The organism is Hyphomicrobium sp., from assembly GCF_036833075.1.
Taxonomy (GTDB): domain Bacteria; phylum Pseudomonadota; class Alphaproteobacteria; order Rhizobiales; family Hyphomicrobiaceae; genus Hyphomicrobium_C.
In genome coordinates this window covers 20,331-45,763 of the sequence record NZ_DAITQL010000031.1, presented here as the reverse complement: position 1 = coordinate 45,763, position 25,433 = coordinate 20,331, and the positions used below count along the sequence as shown (strand labels likewise).

The following is a 25,433-nucleotide window of genomic DNA, read 5'->3' as shown; positions in this document are numbered from 1 at the left end:
GGGCAGCGTGAACGCAGATGTCAACAAGGGTCGGATTTCAAACTGAGACACTACCCCGCTCCGGACCGAATGGACAATCTCCTGAAAGCTCCCGCCTAGACTAGAGCGCGTCGCCCGTGAAGCGGCTCACGGCGCAGGGTGTGGCCTTCATGGCCAGCTCCTGGCAGAGCTTTTTCGCCGCGTCGACGGACGCCACCGGTCCGACGACCAGGTCATAGGTCTGCTCCGGCCCGGACATGTTCGTCGTGTAGCGCGGCTGGAGCGAGCGGAAGCTCTCGCCATGGCGCTCGTTGAGCAGCGTCCAGCTCAGGCGCAGGCTGTCGACGGAGGGACCGGTCGCAATCTGCACGCCAACCTGGCTCGCCGGAACGGAGGGTGTGGCGGCCGCCGGCCGGGCGGCGGGCGTCACGACGGCGGGACCGAAGGAGATGGCGCCGGTAGCAGGCTGGGCGACGCTGCCCGTCTCGATGCCGGCCTTGTCAGGCTTCTTGGCAGCCGTCTCTTTCGCCTTCTTCGCCGTGGCCTCCTTCTCCTTGGCCTTGGTGTCGTCGTTGGCGGCGACCTTCTGCGTTTCGGCGGCCGCTGTCTCGAGCGTGCCGACGCGCGCCGCGAGGTCGTGGGCGGCATCCGACTGGTTCGAGATCTGTGCGCGGACCTCGATCAGCTCGTTGCGGAACAGATCGATGGTGTCGCGCAGCGTACGAACCTCGGCCACGGTCTCGTGGAGCGCCTTTTGCGTGGCATCGTTCTCGGCCGTCTCGGCCCCCGATCCGAGGGAGCGGGCGATGACGTCGGGCTGGGCGACCAGCAGAATGAGGTAGAGCAGCGATATTCCGGCCGCCACCGCCCAGACCAGCGAATACTTCGTGAACGTGCGGGCTGGGGTATGCGGCGAACTTGGCTGGGGGAAGCTTTTTTGCGTCATGATCTGCCTTCCGGGGCCTAACCTTGTTGTGGAGGTCCTTTGCCGCGCTGCAGGCCGACGTGAGATCCGTTCACAAACGCCCGGGCGACGCGACCTCAACCCTTCCGACCGTCGTGTCTGAGTCGCCCCGGCCGGGCAACTTCGCGGGCCGATGCAACTGTGGACGATTTGGGGAAATCCGCCGCCGCCGGGGTGTCCCGGCTCAATCCCGCAGTGTCCGTTTGCGAACCGCGGTGCGGGGCGATAGCGTGCAGCCCGATCCGCGCTCGCCGACATCGGGAACCCATCATGAGCCGACCGCTGCTCACTGTCATACTTGCCGCCGGCAAGGGAACGCGCATGCGCTCCGCGCGGCCCAAGGTGCTGCACCGGATCGCCGGGCGGTCGATGCTGGGCCATGTGCTGGCGCTGGCCGGGGAGGCGGGCTCGGATGGGCTCGCGGTGGTCGTCGGCCCCGGCATGGACGGGGTGCGGGAGGAAGCGCTCACGGCGGCGCCGGGGGCGACGGTGTTCGTCCAGGAGGCCCAGCTCGGGACGGCGGATGCCGTGCGGACTGCGCGCGCGGCAATCGCGGCGCACACGGGCGATCTCATGGTGCTGTTCGCCGACACGCCGCTCATCACCGCCGCCACCATCGGCAAGCTCCGCGCCGAGCTTGACCGGGGTGCCGCGGTCGCGGTGCTCGGCTTCGAGGCGCGGGAGCCCGGCAGCTACGGCCGCCTCGTCACGGATGCCGACGGCGCGCTGGTCGCGATCCGCGAAGCCAAGGACGCAAGTCCTGCCGAGCTTCAGATCCGGCTCTGCAACTCCGGCGTGATGGCGTTCCGGCTCGATCAGCCGCTCGCGGTGCTCGACAGGATCGGCAACGCCAACGCCAAGGGCGAGTTCTATCTCACGGACGCGATCGAGATCGTGCGCGCGGGTGGCGGCCGCGCCGGCGTCGTGGTGTGCGAGGAGGACGAGGTGCTGGGCGTCAACGCGAAGGGCGAGCTTGCCGAGGCGGAAGCCACCTGGCAGCGGCGCGCGCGAGGGCGCGCGATGGCCGGGGGCGTGACGCTGATCGCGCCGGAGACGGTCTGGCTCTCGTTCGACACGGTGCTCGGTGAGGACGTGCTGATCGAGCCCAACGTCTTTTTCGGGCCGCGCGTGACGGTCGGTGACGGAGCCGAGATCAAGGCCAACTCGTACCTCGAAGGCGCACGCGTCGGCCCCGGCGCCCGCGTGGGGCCGTTCGCGCGGCTGAGGCCCGGGGCGGTGCTCGGACGCGACGTTCATGTCGGCAACTTCGTCGAGGTCAAGAACGTGGCGATGGGCGACGGGGCCAAGGCGAATCACCTGTCCTACCTCGGTGACGGCTCGATCGGGGCGAAAGCGAACATCGGCGCCGGCACGATCTTCTGCAACTACGACGGCTTCTTCAAACACAAGACGGAGATCGGCGAGGGCGCGTTCGTCGGCTCGAATACGGCTCTCGTGGCGCCGGTCAAGGTCGGGGCCGGCGCCTATATCGGGTCGGGCAGCGTGATCACCCGCGACGTGGCGGCGGATGCGCTCGCGCTCGAGCGGAGCGTGCAGGACGAGCGGCTCGGATGGGCGCAGAAATTCCGTGCCGCGATGGCCCGCCGCAAGGCCGCACGCACGGCCTGATGTCGGGCGAGGACCCGTTAAGAATCGACATATTCTTTGATTTGAAAGCCTGATCCGGCTTTCGTAGGGCAGTACACGAAGTGTCCCTGCCGTCTCCTTTTTTTATCCTCTCCAGCGAAGGGCTCCCCGATGTGTGGCATCGTCGGCATTCTCGGCAGCAAACCCGTGGCGATGGACCTCGTCGATGCCTTGCGGCGCCTCGAGTACCGCGGCTACGACAGCGCCGGCATCGCGACGGTCGAGAACGGGCACCTCGAGCGGCGGCGCGCGGAAGGCAAGCTCCGCAATCTCGAGCAGCGCCTCTTGGCGGAGCCGCTGGCGGGGCGCACGGGCATCGGGCATACGCGCTGGGCGACGCATGGCCGGCCGACGGAGCGCAATGCGCATCCGCACATGAGCGCCAAGGTCTCCGTGGTCCATAACGGCATCATCGAGAACTTCCGCGAGCTTAGGGCCGAGCTCACCGCCAAGGGGCACGCATTCGAGACGGATACCGACACGGAAGCCGTCGTGCACCTCGTGACCGACGGGCTCGAGCAGGGCCTGGGGCCCATCGATGCCGTCTCTGCGGCACTCGGCAAGCTCAAGGGAGCCTTCGCGCTCGGCATCATCTTCGCCGGCGAGGACGACCTGATGATCGCCGCGCGCCAAGGGAGCCCGCTCGCCATCGGGCACGGGCAGGGCGAGATGTATCTCGGCAGCGACGCCATCGCGCTCGCGCCCTTCACCGACGCCATCACGTATCTCGAGGAGGGCGACTGGGCGGTGATGCGCCGCGCGGGCGTCGAGGTGTTCGACCGGGCGGGCGCGTGCGTGACGCGGCCGCTCGTCAAGTCGGTCGCAAGCTCGCTGCTCGTCGACAAGGGCAACCACCGCCATTTCATGGCGAAGGAGATCCACGAGCAGCCGGACGTCATCAGCCACACGCTGTCGAACTATATCGACATGGCGAGCGGGCGCGTGAGCTTCCCCGATCTCGGCGTGGACCTCGCCCGGATCTCGCGCATCACGATCTCGGCGTGCGGCACCGCCTATTACGCGGGCCTCGTCGGCAAGTACTGGATCGAGCGCTATGCGCGCCTCCCGGTCGAGATCGACGTGGCGTCGGAATTGCGCTACCGCGAGGCGCCGCTGCCCGACGGCGGGCTTTCCGTGTTCGTCTCACAGTCGGGCGAGACGGCCGATACACTCGCGACGCTGCGCTATGCGCGCGCCAGCGGGCAGCGCATCGCTTCCATCGTCAACGTGCGCACCTCGACCATCGCGCGCGAATCCGACGCCGTGCTGCCGACGCTCGCGGGGCCCGAGATCGGCGTCGCCTCGACCAAAGCCTTCACCTGCCAGCTCGCCGCCCTGGCCTCGCTCGCCATCGCGCTCGGCAAGGCACGCGGGGCCATCTCCGCCGATCTGGAGCAGGAGCTGGTGACGGCCCTGATCGAGGTTCCCCGGCTGATCTCCACTATGCTGCACGACGAGGGGCAGTACGTCGAGCTGGCGCAAAGCCTCTCCAAGGCGCGCGACGTGCTCTATCTCGGCCGCGGGTCGAGCTACCCGATCGCGCTCGAGGGAGCGTTGAAGCTCAAGGAGATCTCCTACATCCATGCCGAGGGCTACGCGGCCGGAGAGCTCAAGCACGGGCCCATCGCGCTCATCGACGAGAACGTGCCGGTTATCGTCGTGGCGCCGGAGGACGATCTGCTCGAGAAGACCGTCTCGAACGTCCAGGAGGTGGCCGCGCGCGGTGGGCAGATCATATTGATTTCCAATGCTGATCCGGAGAAAGTCGGGTGCGCGATCGCGGCCCACATCCGGCCGCCTCGGGCGCATGCCCTGACCAATCCCCTCATTTACGCCGTTCCGGTGCAGCTCATCGCCTATCACACGGCCGTCTTCATGGGCACCGACGTCGATCAGCCCCGCAACCTCGCCAAATCGGTCACGGTTGAATGAGGGGATAAGGTCTGCCGCCTGAGCGCCCCGGATTTGCCTCTTCCGTATGATTGACCTAAAGCTTCGCGGGGGTGCTGCGTTTTTCAGGCAGGCTGCAGGGACAAGAGCGCATGACGAATGCGACGCGTCGGGGCTCGGAGGGGAACCGCCCGTCCGGGCAATCGATCTTCCGGGGATGGCATCGGGGGGTGCTGCTCGGTGCGGCCGCCCTGGCGCTCGGCCTTGCGGGCGCAGCGCTCAGCGTGGAGGCGCGCGCCCAGGCGAAGAAAAAGAAGGGCGCGGAGGCAGCGCCCGCCCAGGCCGATACCGCGGCCGCCCAACGCGCGTATGCCGCAGGCTCCAAGGCTTTCGAGGCCGGCGACATGGCGAAGGCTCAGGAGCAGCTTTCGGCGGCCCTGGCCGGAGGCGGACTTCCGAACAGCCAGATGGCGCGCGCGCTCTACCTCAGGGGCGCAGCCTCCCGCCGCCTCGGCAAGCCCGCGCAGGCGATCTCCGATCTCACCACGGCCGTGTGGCTCAAGGGCGGGCTTTCGGACACCGACAAGGCCAAGGCGAACGAGGAGCGTCAGCTCGCCTACCGCGAGGCCGGGCTCGGCGATACGCCGCCACCGATCGGCGCCGCGCCGCTCGACCAGAGCACCAAGTCTGCCGCGGCCGGCGGCGTGACCCCTTCGAAGCCCGGCACCCAGGTGGTGCAGGTGACCGAGCAGTCGTTCTGGAACAACTTCTCGATGCCGACGCTGCCGTCTCTGACGGGCTCGTCGCAGCCGGCACAACCGACAGAGACCGCCGCGGCGGCGACGGCGCCGCAGACGGAGAGCGGACAGTCCTCCTCGTTCTGGAGCTTCCTGTCTCCCGGCTCGCCGGCAGCAGAGACCAGCACCGGGGCCGCCGCGCCGGCCCTCGGAATCGCTCCCCTGCCCGCAAGCGCCGAGGCCGGCGTACCGGGATCGCTTACGGGCGCACCCGCGGTCGTGCCGACGTCGTGGGAGACACAGACGGCAGCGGCGGCAGCCGTTGCCTCGGAGCCGGCCGCGGCCGCAGCGCCGATCGTCTCGGGCTACGCGCCGCAGCCGGTGGCGGATACCGGCATCTCCCCCATGGGGGCCCTGTCCGGGTTCTCCTCCAGCCCGACGCCGGACGTGTCGTCGCCGAGCACGCTTTCGAACCCGCTCGAGGGCACCGGGACCGCCGTTTCGAACTTCTTCGGCACCATGTTCGGCTCAGGCTCCTCGACGCCGGCCGAGGCGGCGACCTCTCCGGTCATGACCGGCTCGACCGAGCAGCCGCCGCATTGGGGTGCAGAGACGACGGTCGCCACGGGGCAGACCTCGTCGATGGTGCAGCGCGGCCCGGATTCGCCGCCGGCGTCGTCGGGCGGCGATGCGCTGCCCTGGGGCACGGCCTCGTCCGCAGCGCCGCAGCCCGCCGCTCCGGCCAAGGTGGCGGCCGTGGGCGGTGCGGGCAAGTACAAGCTCCAGGTCGCCGCCGTGCGCTCGCGCGCGGAGGCCGAGCGTCTGGCTCAGACGCTCACGGCGTATCCGCCGGTGCGCGAGGGCAAGGTGGCCCTCGAGATCGACGAGGCGGTGATCGGCAGCATGGGCACGTTCTATCGCGTGCGGCTCGGGCCCTACGCCAACGCCAGCGAGCCCAACCAGCTCTGCAAGACGCTGAAGCCGCAGGGCTTCGATTGCCTCGTGGTGAGCCAGTAGCGCCGCGGCGCGGCGCTCCGCGGGGGCAGTTGACGGGTGGCGGCAAGGGCCCCACGATGGCCGTGCGATGAGCGAACCCAATTCCGGCAACAGCGCGCCCGAGAAGGGCGACGACGGCGGCCTTTCGGCCGGCCTGCAGCTCCTGGCGAGCGACGATGGCGCGCCGCTCCGGATCGGCGCCAGGCTCAGGAACTATTTCCTGACCGGCCTCATCATCGTCGGGCCGGTCACGCTCACGATCTACATCATCTGGTGGGTGATCAACGTCACCGACGCGTGGCTGAAGCCGTTCGTGCCCGCCAGCTACCTGCCCGATACCTACCTTCCCTTTTCCGTCCCCGGCATCGGGCTCCTGTTCGGGATCCTGTTCCTCACCCTCACGGGAGCGCTCGCCGCCAACCTGCTCGGACGCTCGCTCATCTCGTTCGGCGAAATGGCACTCGACCGCATGCCGATCGTGCGCAACGTGTACCGGGCGCTGAAGCAGTTCTTCGAATCGCTCGTCTCCGCGACCGCGAGCAGCGGGCAGCAGGGCTTTCAGAAGGTGGGCCTCATCGAGTTTCCCTCCAAGGGCCTGTGGTCGATCGTGTTCGTGACCGGCGAGACCAGGGGCGAGGTCTCGATCTCGCAGCCCGGCGGAGAGGAGGACCTGCTGACGGTCTTCATGCCGACGGGCATTGTCCCGCCGACGGGCTTCATCTGCTTCGTGCCGCGGCGCGACGTGACATTCCTCAAGATGAGCGTCGAGGACGCGGCGAAGATCGTGATGTCGGCCGGCATGGTGGTGCCGGACTACGAGGCGCGGCTGAAGCAGCTCGCCGAGCGCGGCATCCGGACCGAGGCGAAGCGGCCGCTGCCTCCCGCCGGCGGGGCGGCGCCGGGGCGCGATACATGACGATCCGGGGCCATGCCGCAGAGAAATACGTGACCGGGCAGCGGCTCGCGACGTCGGCAGGCCGCTGGAGCACGCTTCTCGCCGAACGCTGGCGTCAACTAGCTTTTTTGCCCGTTGCTCGCGTGTCTGGACCGCCGGAGTCCAGACACGTTTTCACATCAGGTCATGCCGCGCGGAAGAGGCGGATGGCCTCGTCGCATTCGAAGAGATAGAGCAGGCGGCGGAGCGCGTGGCCGCGCTCGGTCGTGAGGTGCGGATCGGCACTCATGATCAGGCGGGCGTCGTCGTGGGCGGCGGCGAGCAGCTCGGCAGTGTTGGCGCCGCCGGCGACGCGGAACTCCGCTTCTCCGCTCTGGCGCGCCCCCAGGACCTCGCCGCCGCCGCGCAATTCGAGGTCCTTCTCCGCGATCAGGAAGCCGTCCTCGGTGTCCTCCATCATGGCGAGGCGCTTCTCGGCGGTTTTCGTCAGCGGCTCGGCGTGGAGCAGCATGCAGAAGCTCTCGCGGCTGCCGCGGCCGACGCGGCCGCGCAACTGATGGAGCTGGGCGAGGCCGAAGCGCTCCGCGTGCTCGATGACCATGATGTTGGCGTTCGGCACGTTGACGCCGACCTCGATCACCGTGGTCGCGACGAGCACCTTGAGGTTGCCGTCGGCAAAGGAGGCCATGGTCGCATCCTTGGCGGCGGCCGTCATGCCGCCGTGCAGGAGGCCGACGCCGCCGCCGAGCACCTGCGTCAGGTGGGCGTGGCGCTCCTCGGCGGCGGCGAGATCGGAGACGTCCGAGCTTTCGATCAGCGGGCAGACCCAATAGACCTGCGCGCCTTCCGCGAGTTGCGCCTTGATGCGCTGGACGAGCTTCTCGATGCGGTCGGTCGAGATCTGCTTCGTCACGATCGGCTTGCGGCCGGCGGGCTTCTCGGTGAGCTTCGAGACCTCGAGGTCGCCGTAGTGGGTCATGAGCAGCGTGCGCGGGATTGGCGTCGCCGTCATCACCAGCATGTTGGCGCCGCCGTCGCCGCCTTTGGTCTGCAAGGCGAGGCGCTGGTGCACGCCGAAGCGGTGCTGCTCGTCGATGACGGCGAAGGCGAGGTCGCGGAACCTCACGTCGTCCTGGAAGAGGGCGTGCGTGCCGATCAGGATGTCGATCTCGCCGGAGGCGAGGCGGGAGAGGATCTCGTCGCGGGCGCGGCCTTTCTCGCGGCCCGTGAGAAGCGCGACGGTGAGGCCGGCGGCGCCGGCGAGGGGCGCGATGGTCTCCGCGTGCTGGCGGGCGAGCACCTCTGTCGGCGCCATCATGGCAGCCTGGGCGCCGGCTTCGACGGCGGTGGTCATGGCGAGCAGCGCGACGATCGTCTTGCCGGAGCCGACGTCGCCCTGCAGCAGCCGCAGCATACGGCGCGGCGCGCCCATGTCGGCTTCGATCTCCTTCAACGCGATGCGTTGCGAGTTGGTGAGCGCGAAGGGAAGCGCGGCGACGATGCGTGCGCGCAAGCGGCCGTCGCCTTTCACCGGCCGGCCGCGCTGGGCCTTGAAGCTCTCGCGCACGATCGCGAGTGCAAGCTGGTTGGCGAGCAGCTCGTCGTAAGCGAGGCGCTGCAAGGGCGCGCTGCCGGCCGAAACGTCCGCGGCATCGTCGGGATGATGGAGGCGGCGCAGGGCCTCGCGGAAGGTTGGCCAGCCGCGCTGCTTCAACCACGATGTATCCTGCCATTCGGGAAGCTCGGGAGCGCGCTCCAAGGCCTGGCGCTCGGCCCTGAGCAGGACCTTGCCCGAGAGGCCGGCCGTCATCGGATAGACCGGCTCCAGCAGCGGCAGGTCGCCGCGCGCCTCGGGCGCGACGATGTAATCGGGGTGCGCCATCTGCAGCGTCTCGCCGTAGCGCTCGACGCGGCCCGAGACGTAGCGCTCCTCGCCCACCGGGAGCTGGCGCTCGACGAACGAGCGCTCGGCGCGGAAGAAGACGAGGTCGAGGCGGCCGGTCTCGTCCTCGGTCGAGACCTTGTAGGGCGCCTTGGTGTTGCCGCGCGGGGGCGCCTTGTGCTTCAGCACGCGCACCTTGAGGGTGGCGATAGTGCCGGGAAGGGCGGCAGCGACGGTCGGCTCGGCGCGGCGGTCGATGACGCCGGTCGGCAGGTGCCAGATGAGATCGATGACGCGCGGCTGCGTCACGCCGGCCGGCAGGTTGAGCGCCTTCCTGAGCAGCGTCATGACGTGGGGGCCGACGCCCTTCAGGGCATCGGCGGCCGCGAACAGGGGGGAAAGCTCATTGGGCCGCATGTCGTCGGACGTGACCTCGATTTTCCCCCTGCCTCTTGTGGGGAAGGGTCGGGGATGGGGACCCCGATGGCTGGCGTTCGGCGATCCCCCTCGTGACCGCCTTGCAAGGGGGTGGAGGACTGTCGCGCGTGCGCATGGGCTGACAGGCCCCGGAGAGGGCGTTATATGACACTCTGAGACGGGCCAAGCAAAGCGCTGCCCGGCCACTCCAAACCGGTTTTTCTGGGCATGAGCGAGGATATCGAGGTCCGGCGGCGGCGCGCGGCCTGGCGTGCGGCGCACCGGGGCACCAAGGAGCTCGACCTCCTGGTCGGGCGCTTTGCCGAAGCGCGCCTGCCCGGCATGGCGGCGGCCGATCTCGAGCGGTTCGAGCGGTTTCTCGCCGTGACCGATCCCGAGATCCAGGCCTGGCTGCTCGGGCCGCCTTCGGGCGGTGCGGAGGGCGAGTTCGCGGACGTGGTGGCGGAGATCCGGCAATTCCACGGGCTCGCGTGACGCACCCTTCACCTCTCCCCAATGGGGAGAGGTCGCGACGCGACAGCGGCGCGGGTGAGGGGGCGCCGCGGGCACAGGCATAGAAGGGTACGAAGGCGCACATGAGCGAGCGGGCGGATCTGATCTTCACGGGCGTGCCGGAGGGGCTCGACGCGCTCGTGCTCGCGCGCCTTGTCGAGGAGGCCGCGGACGGCGCACGCGCGGGAATGCTCGTGCATGTCGCGCGCGACGACCGGCGCCTCGAAGCCCTCGAAGGACAGCTCCGTTTCTTTGCGCCCAAGGTGCGCGTTGTGCCGTTCCCGGCCTGGGATACGGTGCCCTACGACCGCGTGAGCCCGAATGCGGAGATCGTCGCCCGGCGCATCACGGCGCTGTCGCGCCTCGTGCTGTCGAGCCGCAACGAGCCGGTGGTCGTTCTGACGACGATCAACGCCATCCTGCAGCGCGTGCCGCCGCGGGCGTTCATCCGCAACGCCATGAAGAGCATCGCGCCGGGGCAGCGGGTGGACCTCAACCGCCTCGTCGAGCGGCTCTCGCGCGCCGGTTACACGCGCACGGGAACGGTGATGGAGCCCGGCGAGTACGCGGTGCGGGGCGGCATCCTCGACCTTTTCCCGCCGGGGCGGCAGAATCCGGTGCGGCTCGATTTCTTCGGCGATACGTTGGAGAGCATCAAGGCGTTCGACGCCGAGACTCAGCGGACTGCGAAGCCGCTCCGGAAGCTCGTCCTCATGCCGGTCTCGGAGGTGGCGTTCGGGGAAGCGGCGACGGCGCTGTTCCGTTCGCGCTACGTGGAGCTGTTCGGCGGTGCGACCGGGGACGATCCGCTCTACGAGGCCGTGAGCGCGGGGCGGCAGTACGCGGGCCAGGAGCATTGGCTGCCGCTGTTCCATGAGACGCTGGAGACGCTGCTCGACTATACGGGCGAGGCGCCGATCAGCTTCGACCATCTCGTGGACGACTCGGTGAGAAGCCGCTTCGAGCAGGTCTCGGAGCATTATCTCGCGCGCACGGAGGGGCTCGAATCCGAGCGCTTCGGCGCGCCGCCCTATAAGCCGGTGCCGCCCGACGCGATGTTCCTCGACGCGGAGGCGTGGGGCAAGGCGCTCGCCGCCCACAAGGTGGTGCGGCTCACGCCGTTCGAGATGACGGACGGCGAGGGCGTGCGGCCGTGGCGCGGGCGCATGGGACGCTCGTTCGCGCCCGAGCGGCAGAACCCGGATGCGAACGTGTTCGATGCCGTCGTCGGCCACGTGAAGCAGGTCCAGGCCTCGCACCGGCGCGTGATCGTGGCGGCGTGGACGCCCGGCGCGCGCGAGCGCCTGGGCACGCTGCTTGCCGACCATGGGCTCAAGGCGCAGGCCAAGGTCGACGGCTACGCGGATGCGCTGGCGCTCGAGCCGGGCGTGACGGCGCTCGCCGTGCTCGGGCTCGAGCAGGGCTTCGAGACGCCGGAGCTGGCGGTCGTCGCCGAGCAGGACATCCTCGGCGACCGCCTCGTGCGCCCGCGCCGCAAGGCGAAGCGTGCCGCCGACGTGCTGACGGAGGCGACCAGCCTCTCGGTCGGTGATCTCGTCGTGCATGCGGACCACGGCATCGGGCGGTTCCATGGCCTCAAGACCATCACGGCGCTCGGCGCGCCGCACGATTGCCTGGAGCTCAAATACGCGGGCGGCGACACGCTCTATCTTCCGGTCGAGAACATCGAGCTCCTGTCGCGCTACGGCTCGCACGATGGGGAAACACAGCTCGACAGGCTCGGCGGCGTCGCCTGGCAGTCGCGCAAGGCGCGGCTCAAGAAGCGCCTGCGCGAGATGGCTGCCGAGCTGATCAAGATCGCAGCACTGCGCCAGTTGCGCGAGGCGCCCGTCCTGGCCCCGCCGCAGGGCGCCTACGACGAGTTCGTGGCGCGGTTCCCCTACGAGGAGACGGAGGACCAGGCGGCGAGCATCGACGCGGTGCTGGCGGACCTGCAGTCCGGCCGTCCCATGGACCGGCTGGTGTGCGGGGACGTGGGCTTCGGCAAGACGGAGGTGGCGCTGCGGGCGGCCTTCGTCGCCGCCATGAACGGGCTCCAGGTGGCCATCGTTGTGCCGACGACGCTGCTCGCGCGGCAGCATTCGCGCACCGTGGCCGAGCGCTTCAAGGGGCTGCCGCTCAAGACCGCGCAGGCCTCGCGCCTGATTTCGGCGAAGGATCTCACCGCGGTCAAGGACGGGCTCCGCGACGGTACCATCGACATCGTCGTCGGCACGCACGCGCTGCTCGGCAAGCAGATCGAGTTCCAGCGGCTGGGGCTGCTCGTGATCGACGAGGAGCAGCATTTCGGCGTCACGCACAAGGAGCGGCTGAAGCAGCTCCGCGAGGACGTGCATGTGCTCACGCTCTCGGCGACGCCCATTCCGCGCACGCTACAACTCGCGCTGACCGGTGTGCGGGAATTGTCGCTGATCACGACGCCGCCGGTCGACCGCCTCGCCGTGCGCACCTACATCTCGGAGTTCGATCCGGTGATCCTGATCGATGCCTTGAAGCGCGAGCGCGACCGCGGCGGGCAGACCTACTATGTGGCCCCGCGCATCTCCGATCTCGACGCGGTCGCCGAGTTCCTGGCCGAGGCGGTGCCGCATCTCAAGGTGGCGCGCGCGCACGGGCAGCTCGCTCCGTCCGAGCTCGAGGACATCATGACGGCGTTCTACGAGGGGCAGTTCGACGTGCTGCTGTCGACCGCGATCGTCGAGTCCGGGCTCGACGTGCCGAACGCCAATACGCTGATCGTGCATCGCGCGGACATGTTCGGCCTCGCGGCGCTCTATCAGCTCCGCGGGCGCGTCGGGCGCTCGAAGCGGCGCGCCTATGCCTATTTCACCACGCCGCCCGGCGAGGTGCCGACCGAGGGGGCGCAGAAGCGGCTCAAGGTGCTGCAGTCGCTCGATACGTTGGGCGCGGGGTTCTCGCTCGCCTCGCACGATCTCGACATCCGCGGGGCCGGCAACCTGCTCGGCGAGGAGCAGTCGGGGCACATCCGCGAGGTCGGCTTCGAGCTTTACCAGTCGATGCTGGAGGAGGCGGTCGCGGCCATGAAGGGCGGCGACCTCGAAGCCGACGACAAGTGGAGCCCGGAGATCTCGATCGGGATCTCCGTTCTCATCCCCGAGACCTACGTCGCCGACCTGCAACTCCGCCTCGGGCTCTACCGGCGACTGTCGGCACTCGAGACGCGGGCCGAGATCGACGCGTTCGCGGCGGAGCTCGTCGACCGCTTCGGAGAATTGCCGGCGGAGGTCGATCACCTGCTCGACGTCATGGAGATCAAGGGGCTCTGCCGCGCGGCGGGGATCGCCAAGGTGGACGCCGGGCCGAAGGGCGCCGTCGTTACGTTCCATCGCAACCAGTTCGCCAACGCGCAGGGCCTCGCGCAGTTTTTGCAGGCCTCGCGCGGGCTCGCCAAGCTGCAGCCCGATCACAAGCTCGTCTTCCGCGGCGACTGGGACCAGCCGGAGACGCGCTTCAAAGGCGTGCGCGGGTTCGTGTCGGCGCTGGCCGAGATAGCGGCCAAGGGCGCGAAGGCGGCTTAGACGAGGATCGCTTCAGGCCCTATCAGCCTGAAGTGTGAATCATCAGCTTCATCAAAAAGATAGAGCGTCCCCCCAAAAAAAGCCGGCCCGCGGGGGAACGGGCCGGCTTGGGGGAGTGCTTCGTGAAAGACCGGACGGGAGGCCGGTCGGAAGCACCCCGATACGGGCGCGCGGGTGTTGGGGGTGACGCGCCCGAACCTCTGACCGTGTAACGTGCCCCCTCGTTCGAATCCGTCGCTGCCGCTCCTACGCCGCAGCCACCGGCTGAGCCTTCTCGCCTCCGAGCCTGTCGAAGCCGAGCGAAGCCGCGACCATGGAGTGCATGATGCGCCCGTCCCGGACGTTGAGCCCTGCCGCCAGATGGGGATCTCGGTCGAAGGCCGCAAGTCCCTTGTCCGCGAGCTTGAGCACGAACGGCAGCGTGGCGTTGTTGAGCGCCTGCGCGCTCGTCACCGGCACCGCTCCCGGCATGTTGGCGACGCAGTAGTGGATGACGCCGTCCACCTCGAACGTCGGATGCGCGTGCGTCGTCGGCCGCGAGGTCTCGAAGCAGCCGCCCTGGTCGATGGAGACGTCCACCAGCACGGCGCCCTTCTTCATCGACTTGAGCATCGCCCGCGACACGAGCTTCGGCGCGCTGGCACCCGCGACCAGCACGGCGCCGATCACCACGTCCGCATCCAGCACCGCATCCTCGATCGCATGCATGGTCGAGGCGAGCGTCACGACGCGGCCGTGGAACATCTCGTCGAGCTGGCGCAGCCGCGGCAGCGACTTGTCGAGGATGGTCACGTTCGCGCCGAGCCCAGCCGCCATGCGCGCCGCGTGCATGCCGACGACACCGCCGCCGAGCACCGTGACCTTCGCCGGGCGCACGCCGGGAACGCCGCCCAGCAGCACGCCGCGCCCGCCGGCCGGCCGGCGTAGCGCGATGGCCGCGGCCTCGATGGAGAGCCGCCCCGCCACCTCGCTCATGGGCGCCAGCAGCGGCAACCCGCCCGCCGGGTCCGTCACCGTCTCGTAGGCGATGGCCGTAGCCCCCGAGGCCAGGAGCCCGCGCGCCTGCTCCGGATCGGGCGCGAGATGCAGGTACGTGAACAGGATCTGATGCGGCGTGAGGCGCTTGTACTCCTCGGGCTGCGGCTCCTTGACCTTGACGATCATCTCCGCCGCGTCGAACACCGCTTCCGCCGTCGGCAGGATTTTCGCGCCCGCCTTCTCGTAGATCGTGTCATCCGCGAAAATGCCGGTGCCGGCCCCGGACTGCACCATCACCTCATGGCCCCGCGCCACCAGCTCCCGCACCGAGCCGGGGACGAGGCCCACGCGAAACTCGTCGCTTTTGATCTCTGTCGGAACACCGATGCGCATGGGACCGCTTCCTTTAGGGTCTCTGGGCCGAATAGACCGGACCATAGCAGACCGCGGGTGTCGAAATCCCGCAATTTTCCTTGAGCCGCCGCAGCAAGACGCAGATAATCAGCGATCAAATGGGTATTTGCGCGTGAATGCAATGCAACATGCTCTGGACGCGCGGGATCGCGCCATCCTTTCGGCTCTGCTCGAGGATGGCCGACTGAGCCAGGTCGAGCTCGCCGAGCGCGTGCCGCTGTCACCGACCGCCATCGCGCGGCGCATCAAGGCGCTCGAGGAGGCCGGCGTCATCGAGGGCTATCAGGCCCGCATCAACCGGCGCGCCATGGGCCTCGAGATGACGGCGCTCGTGTTCATCAGCCTCCAGAACCAGACCGAGCAGAGGCTCGAAGCCTTCGAAGCGGCCGTCCTCGCCTCGCCGTCCGTCATCGGCTGCCAGATGATGTCGGGCGAGGACGACTACGTGCTGACCGTGCTCGCCCGCGACCTTGCCGACTACGAGCGCATCCACAAGCAGGAGCTTTCGCGTCTGCCCGGGGTCACGCGCCTGCGGTCGAGCTTCGTGTTGCGCGATGTGACGTCGCGGCCCATGCCCATGTCGGCGCTGGACCCGCGCGACGCGCCGAGGGGGGAGCGTGCGCGCGGGCGCTCGCCGACGGCGCGCGACACCCGGAGCCGGCGCTGACGCCGCCGCCCGGCGGAGGTCCGCTCCTGCCGCCCCGGCGACCGCAGCGGCTCCTCTGGCGACTCGCCAGCTCCTTGCGTCGCAATAGACGGACAAGCTTCCACGCGGTCGCCACTCTTCCCCATAATTCGAATAAATATTCCAGTAGCTTGGTTCATTTGTGGCAAAACCAAGACGAAAATCTTGACGTTCCCAAGGGAGCCTGCTGCACTGCATCAGAGCGTCTGCGGGAGGGGGAAGTTCATGCACTACCACACCTACGAGTTGACCCATGCGTGGCTGCATCCGGTGCGCCTCATGAGCCGGGCCATGAAGGCGCAACTCGAAACGCCGTTGAACCCCTTCGCGTCGACGCCCCTCGTCCGGAACGTCGCGGCGGCCTGCGAGGTCTTCGAAGGCATGACGCGCCGCTACGGCAAGCCCGAGTTCGGCATCAAGGAGACGCGGGTCCGCGGCATCACCGTGCCGGTGCGCGAGGAGGTCGTGCTCGGAAAGACCTTCTGCAATCTCCTGCATTTCGATCGCGAGGGCATCGCCGCCGGCGAGAGCGGCGATCCGAAGGTGCTCATCGTCGCCCCGATGTCGGGCCACTACGCGACGCTGCTGCGCAGCACCGTGCAGGAGATGCTGGGCGAGCACGACACCTACATCACCGATTGGACCGACGCGCGCGACGTGCCGCTCTACGACGGCTCCTTCGACCTCGACGATTTCATCGACTATATCATCGCCTTCATCCGCTTCCTCGGTCCTGACACGCACGTGATCGCCGTCTGCCAGCCGGCCGTTCCGGCGCTCGCGGCCGCGGCCGTGATGGCGGCCGATGACGATCCCTGCCAGCCAGCCTCGATGACGCTGATGGGCGGCCCCGTCGATACCCGGCGCAACCCCACGCGGGTGAACAGGCTCGCCGAAGAGAAGCCGATCTCCTGGTTCGAGCGCAACGTCATCAACCGCGTGCCGTTTCCGAACGCCGGCTTCGGCCGCCGGGTCTACCCGGGCTTCATCCAGCTCACCGGCTTCATGACCATGAACCTCGAGCGCCACACGCAAGCGCACATGAAGCTGTTCGAGAACCTCGTCAGGGGCGACTGCGACAGCGTCAACGCCCACAAGGCGTTCTACGAGGAATACCTGGCCGTCATGGATCTTCCCGCGGAGTTCTACCTGCAGACGGTGAAGACCGTGTTCCAGGACCACGCGCTGCCGAACGGCAGGATGATGCACCGCGGCCGGCGCGTCGACTGCGCGGCCATCCGCAAGACGGCGCTGATGACCGTCGAAGGCGAGCGCGACGACATCTGCGGCCTCGGCCAGACCGAGGCCGCCCACGATCTCTGCTCGGGCCTCGCGGCCGACGCGCACCACGCCTATGTGCAACCCGGCGTCGGTCACTACGGCGTCTTCAGCGGCACGCGCTGGCGCACGGAGATCCAGCCGCGCATCCGCGAGATGATCCGCTCCGTGCAGTCCCGGCGCAGCACCGGACAGGCCGCGACGGGGGCACCGCACGCCCATCGCGCCGCGCCTCGAGCATTCGCCAAGGTCGCCGCGCGTTAGCGCCGGAGGCGGGCAGATCCGGGGGAGGATGCAGCGCTCCCACCGCGCGTTGACTCTCGGCGCCCTGCGGCTAGAGTGCGCCGCACTCCCACCCCGTCCGCACCAACCCGAGGGTCTTCCGATGACCGCCGTCCGTACGCCCGCGAAGCACTTTGCGCCTCTCGCCATCGGCGCGCCCGAGCCCTACCGCACGCTGCCGGTCCGTATCGAGCGCATGATCCACTTCGTGCCGCCGCACAACGAGAAGATCCGCACAAAGATCAAGGACATCGCCGCCCAGGTGGACGTCGTGCTCGGCAATCTCGAGGACGCGATCCCGGTCGGCGACAAGGAGGCCGCGCGCAAGGGCTTCATCCAGATGGCGCGCGAGAACGACTTCGGCTCGACCGGCCTCTGGACACGCATCAATTGCCTCAACTCGCCGTGGATGCTCGACGACGTGACCGAGATCGTCCGCGAGGCCGGCAACAAGGTCGACGTCATCATGCTGCCCAAGGTCGAGGGCCCGTGGGACATCCACTACCTCGACCAGCTTCTCGCCCAGCTCGAAGCAAAATATGCCGTCACGCGGCCGATCCTGATTCACGCCATCCTGGAGACGGCCGAAGGCGTGAAGAACGTCGAGGCCATCGCCGCCGCATCCCCGCGCATGCACGGCATGAGCCTCGGACCGGCCGACCTCGCCGCCTCGCGCGGCATGAAGACGACCCGCGTCGGCGGCGGCCATCCCGACTACGGCGTGCTCGCCGACGCCGGCCCGGATGCAAGCGCTGCGCGCGCGCGTTATCAGCAGGATCTCTGGCACTACACGGTGGGCAGGATGGTCGACGCCTGCCTGAGCTACGGCCTGAAACCCTTCTACGGCCCCTTCGGCGACTTCTCCGACGGCGCGGGCTGCGAAGCCCAGTTCCGCAACGCCTTCATTCAGGGCTGCCTCGGCGCCTGGTCGCTGCACCCGTCTCAGATCGACATCGCCAAGCGCGTGTTCTCGCCCGATGTGAAGGAGGTCGCCTTCGCCCGGCGCATTCTGGACGCCATGCCGGACGGCACTGGCGCCGTGATGATCGACGGCAAGATGCAGGACGACGCCACCTGGAAGCAGGCCAAGGTGATCGTCGACCTGGCGCGCCTCGTCGCCGAGAAGGATCCGGAGCGCGCGGCCGCATACGGGTTTTGATGCACGCGCGTGCCGGCCTGCCCGTCAACTATGTTCCGTTGATCGGTTGACATCGATCGTCTCGTCCCCTCGAATGCCCCCACCGGGGATAGGACAATGCCACGCAAGCAAAGTCAGGCGACGACGCGGTCACGCAAGGGCGCATCCGGATCCGAAGCTCCGGGCGTCCGTCAGGCGAAATACGCCCTCGGCCAGGTGGTACGCCACCGCGTGTACGCGTTCCGTGGCGTCGTCTTCGACATCGATCCCGTCTTCAACAACACGGAAGACTGGTATCTCTCGATCCCCGCCGAGAGCCGGCCCGTCAAGGACCAGCCGTTCTACCATCTCCTCGCCGAGAACGCCGAGACCGAGTACATCGCCTACGTTTCCGAGCAGAACCTGCTGCCCGACGAGAGCGGCGAGCCGCTGCGCCATCCTCAGCTCGATGACTACTTCATCGAGGATGAGGAGGGCCGCTACCGCGTCTTCATCCAGCCTCACTGACCGGCCTTGCTGACGTGGCGCGCCTGTCCCGGTTGGCGGCGCCCGCAAGTGACGGAAAGGCAATGAAAAAGGCCGCCCCCTTAGGGACGGCCTTTTGAGTGGTCCGCACCAGCTTTACTTCTTCTCGGCCGGCTTCGCATCCTTCTTGGCGGCGGCCGCTGCGGCTTCAGCGGCGCCCGGCTGCGGCGGCAGCTCCTTCATCTTCTCTTCCTTGAACTTCTCGTAGGCTTCCTGCTGGCGCTGACGGATCTGCGCCATGAGCTGGCCGCGCGCCTTCTTGTACTCGGCGTTGTCGACGGGCTTGCCGGCGAACGCGTCGGCGAAGCCGTCGAGCGGAACCGGGAAGCCGATCGGCTGGGCCTGCGCGTTCATGGCCAGGATCATGATCCCGCCGCCCGCCTTCATCTGCTCGATGATGTCCTTCGTCGCCTCGGTCTCGGCCGTGCAGCCCGACGCGTGACAGAGCGAGAACTTGAGATCGATCGGCTTCAGGTCCTTGTCTTCGATCTTCTCGTTCTTCGCGGCCTTCTCCCACTGCTCCTTCGTGTAGACGGCAGCCTTGATGCCGGGAGGAAGCGCCATGCCGAGCGGCACCATGACCATGAGGTGGTCGTTGTCGTTGCCCTCGACCTGACGGATGGCGGCCGACACGAGAACCATGCCCGAGTTGCCGTCGAGGCGCTCGTGATGCGTGAGGCAGATGTTCTTTTCGTCCTTGATCTCTTTGCCGTCCTTGTCGTGACGGACGAGCGGCGCCTTCTCGCAGAGCTTCACCCAAGCGCTCTGCTTGCCGGCCGGAGCCGCGGCGTCCTTCGCGGCCGGCGCCGCGTTCTTCTTGGCGGCCGGCGCGGCATCCTTCTTGGCATCCTGAGCGTGAGCCGGCCCCTGGAGCACGGCAAGCCCCAACGCCAGCGCCAGGGCGGCGCTGCCCGCAATCACGCCGCGTCCCAAGCCTGCTGCAAAGCCATCTCTGTGCGACATCGGAAAATCGACCTTTCGTCTATGAGTCAGTCCAGAAGCCGTTTGGCGCTTTCCGCCAGCGGCTCAGCCCCACCTCGCAGCGCTCAATCGGCAAGAATTGGCGCGCGCCCTTGACGCATTTCGCGTCATCCGGCCGGGCACTAAAGCCCGGAATGAGGCAATCCCGTGGCCGCGGAAATCGAGGCCGCATCATGCACAGGTGGATGTGGCGCCGCCGTGGCAATCCCGCCACGCAGACGCCGCATCGATCCGCCATTCTGAGAGGCTCGATGTGTGCTACGTGAGCCGTGGGCCGCCAGCAAATCCAACGCATTGCCTGTCGTTGTTCGCGCGGGCGCGAGGCCGGCCGGGAAACCCTCCCGGATCTGCGATCGCGCAGCGGACAACGAGGGACATGCGCGGGACGGCGGCTTCCCGGAAAAAGGAACGGACCCCCCGTGCGACGAATGACTTTCGCGGCCCTCTGGGCGTTGGCGTCCATCGCAGGCCCGGCTCTGCCCGTCCGTGCCGAGCCGGTGCACGCCATCGCCATGCACGGTGAGCCGGCCCTCGCTCCGGGCTTTTCCGGTTTTCCCTACGTCTCGCCCGACGCCCCCAAGGGCGGCCGCGTCACCCTCGGCTCTCCCGGCTCTTTCGACAACCTCAATCCCATGATCGTGCGCGGCGAGCCGGTGCAGGGCATCCGCGAGTTCGTGATCGAAAGCCTGATGGCGCGCAGCCAGGACGAGCCGTTCACGCTCTACGGCCTCATCGCCGAGACGATCGACGTGCCGGACGACCGCAGTGAGGTCACCTTCCGCCTCGACAAGCGCGCGCGGTTCTCGGACGGCACGCCGCTTACGGCCGCCGACGTCCTGTTCTCGTTCGAGGTGCTGCGCGACAAGGGCCGGCCCAACTACCGCACCTACTACAAGAAGGTCGCGAGCACCGAGGTGCTGTCGGACCACGAGATCCGCTTCGTCTTCGCCGATGGCGAAGACCGCGAGCTGCCGCTCATCCTCGGCCTGATGCCGGTCCTGCCGCGCCACGCCATGACGGCGGAGAGGTTCGAGGAGACCACGCTCGCGCCCCTCATCGGATCGGGTCCCTACCGCATCGCCGCCGTCGATCCCGGGCGCTCCATCACCTATCGGCAGAACCCCGACTATTGGGCGCGCGACCTGCCCGTCAATCGCGGCCGCTTCAATTTCGAGGAGATCCGCTTCGAATACTACCGCGAAGGCTCGACCCAGTTCGAGGCGTTCAAGACCGGCGCCATCGACCTCCGCAACGAGGACGATCCGGCCATGTGGGCCAAGCGTTACGACTTTCCCGCCGTCCGCGATGGGCGCGTCGCGCGCGAAGAGATCTCGATCGGGCTGCCGGCCGGCATGACCGGCCTCGTCTTCAACACGCGCCGCGCCGTGTTCGCCGATCCCCGCGTGCGCGAGGCGCTCATCCATCTCTTCAACTTCGAGTGGGTCAACAAGAGCTTCTTCCACGGTCTTTACAGGCGCAGCCAGAGCTATTTCGAGCGCTCGATGCTGTCGTCGGCCGGCCGTCCCCCCGATGCGCGCGAGCGCACGCTGCTCGCGCCGTTTGCGAGCGCGGTCCTGCCGGAGATCATGGAAGGGACATGGCGCGCGCCCACGAGCGATGGCACGCCCCAAAACCGCACCAACGCGCGCCGCGCCTTCGAGATGCTGAAAGCGGCCGGCTATTCTCTCGAGGGCGGCCGCCTCGTCGATGGCAAGACCGGCACCCAGCTCGCCTTCGAGATCCTCGCCTCCAATACCGGCCAGGAGCGCCTCCTCGGCGCGTTCACGGGCGATCTCGCGCGGCTCGGCATCGCCGCGCGGATCCGCGTGGTCGATAGCGCCCAGTACCAGGCGCGCCTCAAGGACTACGACTACGACATGATCCAGTTCACCTGGCCGTCGTCGCTCTCGCCGGGCAACGAGCAGCTCTTCCGCTGGTCGTCGCGCGTGGCCGACGATCCGGGATCGTACAATTACGCCGGCGTCCGCAACCCCGCCGCCGACGCCATGATCACGGCCATGCTCGCCGCGCGGTCGAACGAGGACTTCGTCTCCGCCGTGCGCGCCCTCGACCGCGTGCTGCTCTCGGGCCACTATGTCATTCCGCTCTTCTTCCCGCCCAAGCAGTGGATCGCTTCCTGGACACGCCTTCAGCATCCCGGTCGGATGCCGCTCTTCGGATTCAACCTCGACACCTGGTGGGTACGGCCTCGGACCTGACGCCGGCCGCGCAAAACGGAACCATGCACACGCCCCTCTACACGCCTCTCGAAAATCCGCCGTTCAACATGGCGCGCTACTGCCTCGCCGGCGCCGCGGCAGCGACGCCGGAGAAGCCGGCGCTGATCGTCATCGACGGCGCCGATGCGGCACGCCCGTCCGAGGTCTGGACCTACGCCGGCCTCGAAGACGCCGTCCTGCGCACGGCCGGCGCGCTCCGCGCCCTGGGTCTCGCCGAAGGCGACCGCGTCATGATCCGCCTCGACAACACGAGCGCCTATGCGATCCTGTTCTTCGGCGCCATCGCGGCGGGGCTTGTCGCGCTGCCCGCCTCGAGCCAGCTCACGGACCGCGAGGCGCTGTTCCTGCTCGAGGACAGCGGCGCCGCCGCCATCGCCTCGGCGTCCCCTTTCCACAAGGGAGAGGGACGAGCCCCGCTCGTCCTCTCGCCCGACGACGTCGCGCGCATGATGCGCGAAGGGCCGCGCATGGACTACGCGCCGACCTTTGCCGAGACGCCGGCCTTCCTCATCTACACCTCCGGCACGACGGCCAACCCGAAGGGCGTGCTCCACGCCCAGCGTGCCGCCCTGGGGCGCCGTCCGATGTACCAGGGCTGGTATGGCATCACGCCCGACGACCGCGTGCTGCATGCGGGCGCGTTCAACTGGACCTTCACGCTCGGCGTCGGCCTCACGGATCCCTGGGCCAACGGCGCCACCGCCATCGTCTACACCGGCGAGAAGGATCCGGTTCTCTGGCCGGCATTGATCGACAGGACGCGCGCGACGCTCTTTGCGGGCGTGCCCGGCGTCTTCCGCCGCATGCTGAAATACGCACGCCTGACCCCCGTCGCGATGCCGATGCTGCGTCATGCGCTCATGGCAGGGGAAGCTCCGCCGCCGGGCCTGTTCGAGGACTGGGAGGCCCATACGGGCCGGGCGCTCTACGAAGCCCTGGGGATGAGCGAGATCTCGACCTACATCTCGACCGGCCCCGGCGTGCCGAGGAAGCCCGGCACCGTCGGCAAGGCGCAGGCCGGTCGCCGCGTCGCCATTCTCGCCCTCGGCGGCGGCGACGATCTGCAACCCGCCGGCACCGACGGCCTCATCGCCGTGCATCGCTCCGATCCGGGACTCATGCTCGGCTACTGGGGCCGGCCGGAGGAGCAGGAGGAGGTCGTGCGCGGCGAATGGTTCGCGGGCGGCGACATCGGCCGCATGGACGGCGAGGGCTACATCACCCACCTCGGACGTAACAACGAGATCATGAAGGCGCTCGGCTACCGCGTCTCCCCCGTGGAGGTCGAAGCCGCGCTCGCCGCCCATCCCGATATTGCCGAGGTCGCCTGCGCCGAGGTCGCCATCCGACCGGACGTACACATTGTCGGCGCGTTCGTAGTGTTGAAGCCGGGCGCCGTCCCCGACCGCGACGGCGTGCTCGCCTTCGCCGCCGAGCGGCTCGCGGCCTACAAGTGCCCGCGCGAGATCCGCTTCCTCGATCAGCTCCCTCGTACGCCCAACGGCAAGATCAAGCGCGCCGCCTTGGCCGCTCTGGCGCAAGCCTGAGGCGCGCGGCGAGGACTTTGACCGGACGCATGTAAAAGAGCCGCCGTGTAACGCTCTCAACGCACCTCCCGGCTCGCCGCTCAGACACAAAAAAACCTGGCCGTGCGAGACGGCCAGGCTCTGAAGTTTCAGTCCACTTGCGAGCGGATCGCGAAGGGTCCACCCGAAGTCGTCAGCCGTTCCAACGGCCCGAGAGTAGTCTTCCCAATCGCTGCAGCAGATCCCCCTTCACGGGAGGAGCTTCGTTATCCTGCTGTGGACGGTTTCCGCTTCAAGTCTTCGCACCGAACGGATGCGCGACCGAGTTGCGCTGGGCGGTCGCCTCGGCAGCCGTCGGCTTGCCGGCGACGGCGCGGGCGATGGCCTCCTTCACGGCGCGGTAGTTGTAGTCCTGGATCTTGGCGTCGTCGGCCGCTTCCCAGTGGATGAACACGCCGACGAGGACGAAAACGTCATCAGCCTCGTCTGCCGGGATCACGCCCTCGGCGACCGAGTCCTGAACGGCCTTTGCAACGCCGTACTGGGCCGGGCCGAACATCTGAACGGCCTGACGGGCGTCCTTGATGGTGACCTTGTTGAACATGATCGTGTTCGGCTTGCAGGGCAGGTTCGGCGCGATCACGGCGAGCAGCGTCGTGAAGCCGTCCTTGTTGTTCGAGAGAGCGTTGACAAACGCGGTCTCGGCGGCGCTGCCGCGCGGTCCGATCACGAGGTCGATGTGGGCGACTTCATTGCCGTCACCGACAAGCGACTCGCCAACGAGTACGCGATTAATCTTGGCCATTACAGAGGTTCCCTTCCTTGATAAAACAAAAAACAACGCGCCCCGAGCGTCCGATCGGTTTCGTTCGCTTGGAGCGTCCGCCCGAGGAGCGCGGGCCGGCTGGAGTTCGAAAGCTATCCCAGTTGCAGCGAACGGTGACGATTGTCACCGCACCGGTTGGCCGGATAGGGCGCTAGGCGCTGCCCCTTAATGCCCCATGATTGCGGCTTCGACAAGGGGCTAGGAGGGCTCGCGGGCCGCCGCCGAACCGCCGAGCCTATCGGCAAAAAGCGTCGTGACGACGAAGTCGGCGGTGGTCCCGGGATTGAGCTCCCGCGCCTTGAGGCTCGCGTCGAGCGCCATGAGCGCCGGCCACGTCTCCGGGCGCGGCGCAGGGTTCCATGCGGGCGAAAGCCCGATCGCTTCCTGGCGCACGGCGTCTGCGGCGGCGGCACCATACTTGCGCACGATATGGCTGTCAGGGAACGAAGCGAGAAGACCCATGTGCAGCGCCGTGACGGCGAGGGTCTCGCTGGCCGCGGCGCGGCGGGCCGCCTCGAGCGCCGGCAACCCGAATGCAAAGACGTCGTCGTAGTCCGTCACATAGGCTCTCGCGATCCGGTCCCTGTCCGCCGCCAGCGCCATCGCCTCGCGCAGCGTCACCGTCGGCGGGGCGGCCACGTCTCCGTCCTTAACCGTGCCGAGCCCGCCGGGGTTGGCGATGACGATGGCCCGGAACGCCTGATCGGCATCGTCCCGGTCGAGCGCGGCGAGCACCCGCTTGAGGCGGGCCCGGAGGTCTCCGTCCCCCTCGCGGGCGTCGGCCGCCGCCGCGAGCGGCGCCGCGAGCAGCACGATGCCGAGGTTGGTGTTGAGACCCGTCGCCGCCACGCTCGCCTCGACGGCCCCGAGGATGCGCGCGCCGACGCCACGCGTCGGGTCGGCGATGAACGGCGCCGCCGCTCCCGCTGCGCGCTCGAAATGGTCGATCTCCATGCCGTGCCCGGCGGCGTGGATATGCACGTTGCCCGGCTTCAGCGCCGAGAGCTCCGCACGGCAAGCCGCGAGGAAAGCCGTCTCGATCGTCGCGCGGTCGAGCGGAAACCCCATCATAGGAGCTCG

The 25,433-nt window shown here is 68.4% G+C and carries 18 protein-coding genes; 12 read left to right on the top strand and 6 right to left on the bottom strand.

Translation table 11 applies throughout. From position 1 onward, the window contains the following. Nucleotides 1-100: 100 nt before the first annotated feature. Nucleotides 101-925 carry a hypothetical protein gene (locus V7082_RS10960; RefSeq protein ID WP_334148442.1) on the bottom strand — a complete coding sequence of 275 codons (825 nt, stop codon included), beginning with the start codon at nucleotides 923-925 and terminating at the stop codon, nucleotides 101-103. Between the two features lie 288 nt (nucleotides 926-1,213). Between V7082_RS10960 and glmU the strand changes: the two genes are divergently transcribed. The 4 genes from glmU (at nucleotide 1,214) to V7082_RS10940 (ending at nucleotide 7,129) form a co-directional block, all read left to right on the top strand. Continuing rightward, nucleotides 1,214-2,572: a bifunctional UDP-N-acetylglucosamine diphosphorylase/glucosamine-1-phosphate N-acetyltransferase GlmU gene (gene glmU, locus V7082_RS10955; RefSeq protein WP_334148441.1), complete on the top strand. Its 1,359-nt coding sequence runs from the start codon at nucleotides 1,214-1,216 to the stop codon at nucleotides 2,570-2,572. 129 nt (nucleotides 2,573-2,701) lie between these two features. Next, entirely contained in the window at nucleotides 2,702-4,522 is a 1,821-nt protein-coding gene (gene glmS / locus V7082_RS10950) for a glutamine--fructose-6-phosphate transaminase (isomerizing) (protein ID WP_334148439.1), read from the top strand. A gap of 110 nt (nucleotides 4,523-4,632) precedes the next feature. Next, nucleotides 4,633-6,234 carry an SPOR domain-containing protein gene (locus V7082_RS10945; protein WP_334148438.1) on the top strand — a complete coding sequence of 534 codons (1,602 nt, stop codon included), beginning with the start codon at nucleotides 4,633-4,635 and terminating at the stop codon, nucleotides 6,232-6,234. A gap of 67 nt (nucleotides 6,235-6,301) precedes the next feature. Beyond that, the gene (locus V7082_RS10940; protein WP_334148437.1) at nucleotides 6,302-7,129 is read left to right on the top strand and encodes a DUF502 domain-containing protein; all 828 of its coding nucleotides are present in this window, start codon (nucleotides 6,302-6,304) and stop codon (nucleotides 7,127-7,129) included. A 163-nt stretch (nucleotides 7,130-7,292) separates the two neighbouring features. Here the strand turns inward: V7082_RS10940 and recG are convergent, their stop codons facing one another. Beyond that, nucleotides 7,293-9,407 carry an ATP-dependent DNA helicase RecG gene (gene recG, locus V7082_RS10935; RefSeq protein ID WP_334148436.1) on the bottom strand — a complete coding sequence of 705 codons (2,115 nt, stop codon included), beginning with the start codon at nucleotides 9,405-9,407 and terminating at the stop codon, nucleotides 7,293-7,295. 228 nt (nucleotides 9,408-9,635) lie between these two features. On the opposite strand from recG, the gene V7082_RS10930 reads away from it, so the two are divergent. Together V7082_RS10930 and mfd are read left to right on the top strand one after the other, a co-directional pair. Continuing rightward, on the top strand, nucleotides 9,636-9,902 hold the full coding sequence (locus V7082_RS10930) for a succinate dehydrogenase assembly factor 2 (RefSeq protein ID WP_334148434.1): 267 nt from the start codon (nucleotides 9,636-9,638) through the stop codon (nucleotides 9,900-9,902). A 101-nt stretch (nucleotides 9,903-10,003) separates the two neighbouring features. Next, nucleotides 10,004-13,480, top strand: a complete 3,477-nt coding sequence (gene mfd / locus V7082_RS10925) for a transcription-repair coupling factor (RefSeq protein ID WP_334148432.1) — start codon at nucleotides 10,004-10,006, stop codon at nucleotides 13,478-13,480. A gap of 246 nt (nucleotides 13,481-13,726) precedes the next feature. Here mfd and ald read toward each other — a convergent pair whose 3' ends face one another. Next, entirely contained in the window at nucleotides 13,727-14,851 is a 1,125-nt protein-coding gene (ald, locus tag V7082_RS10920; RefSeq protein WP_334148430.1) for an alanine dehydrogenase, read from the bottom strand. 142 nt (nucleotides 14,852-14,993) lie between these two features. On the opposite strand from ald, the gene V7082_RS10915 reads away from it, so the two are divergent. From V7082_RS10915 to hspQ, 4 genes are all read left to right on the top strand, one after another. Beyond that, nucleotides 14,994-15,539, top strand: a complete 546-nt coding sequence (locus V7082_RS10915) for an Lrp/AsnC family transcriptional regulator (RefSeq protein WP_334148428.1) — start codon at nucleotides 14,994-14,996, stop codon at nucleotides 15,537-15,539. Nucleotides 15,540-15,782: 243 nt separating this feature from the next. Next, nucleotides 15,783-17,099, top strand: a complete 1,317-nt coding sequence (locus V7082_RS10910) for a polyhydroxyalkanoate depolymerase (RefSeq protein ID WP_334148426.1) — start codon at nucleotides 15,783-15,785, stop codon at nucleotides 17,097-17,099. A 121-nt stretch (nucleotides 17,100-17,220) separates the two neighbouring features. Further along, entirely contained in the window at nucleotides 17,221-18,276 is a 1,056-nt protein-coding gene (locus V7082_RS10905) for an HpcH/HpaI aldolase/citrate lyase family protein (protein ID WP_334148424.1), read from the top strand. A gap of 96 nt (nucleotides 18,277-18,372) precedes the next feature. Beyond that, on the top strand, nucleotides 18,373-18,762 hold the full coding sequence (gene hspQ, locus V7082_RS10900) for a heat shock protein HspQ (protein ID WP_334148422.1): 390 nt from the start codon (nucleotides 18,373-18,375) through the stop codon (nucleotides 18,760-18,762). Nucleotides 18,763-18,876: 114 nt separating this feature from the next. On the opposite strand, the gene V7082_RS10895 is transcribed toward hspQ, so the two are convergent. Beyond that, the gene (locus tag V7082_RS10895) at nucleotides 18,877-19,743 is read right to left on the bottom strand and encodes an invasion associated locus B family protein (protein WP_334148420.1); all 867 of its coding nucleotides are present in this window, start codon (nucleotides 19,741-19,743) and stop codon (nucleotides 18,877-18,879) included. 446 nt (nucleotides 19,744-20,189) lie between these two features. On the opposite strand from V7082_RS10895, the gene V7082_RS10890 reads away from it, so the two are divergent. Together V7082_RS10890 and V7082_RS10885 are read left to right on the top strand one after the other, a co-directional pair. After that, entirely contained in the window at nucleotides 20,190-21,980 is a 1,791-nt protein-coding gene (locus V7082_RS10890) for an extracellular solute-binding protein (protein WP_334148443.1), read from the top strand. 23 nt (nucleotides 21,981-22,003) lie between these two features. Then, nucleotides 22,004-23,548 (top strand): class I adenylate-forming enzyme family protein, encoded by a 1,545-nt coding sequence (locus V7082_RS10885; protein ID WP_334148418.1) that lies wholly within the window; start codon nucleotides 22,004-22,006, stop codon nucleotides 23,546-23,548. A 271-nt stretch (nucleotides 23,549-23,819) separates the two neighbouring features. Here the strand turns inward: V7082_RS10885 and fae are convergent, their stop codons facing one another. Both fae and V7082_RS10875 read right to left on the bottom strand, forming a co-directional pair. After that, on the bottom strand, nucleotides 23,820-24,332 hold the full coding sequence (gene fae / locus V7082_RS10880; protein ID WP_334148416.1) for a formaldehyde-activating enzyme: 513 nt from the start codon (nucleotides 24,330-24,332) through the stop codon (nucleotides 23,820-23,822). A 219-nt stretch (nucleotides 24,333-24,551) separates the two neighbouring features. Continuing rightward, entirely contained in the window at nucleotides 24,552-25,421 is an 870-nt protein-coding gene (locus V7082_RS10875) for a triphosphoribosyl-dephospho-CoA synthase (RefSeq protein WP_334148414.1), read from the bottom strand. Nucleotides 25,422-25,433 lie beyond the last annotated feature (12 nt).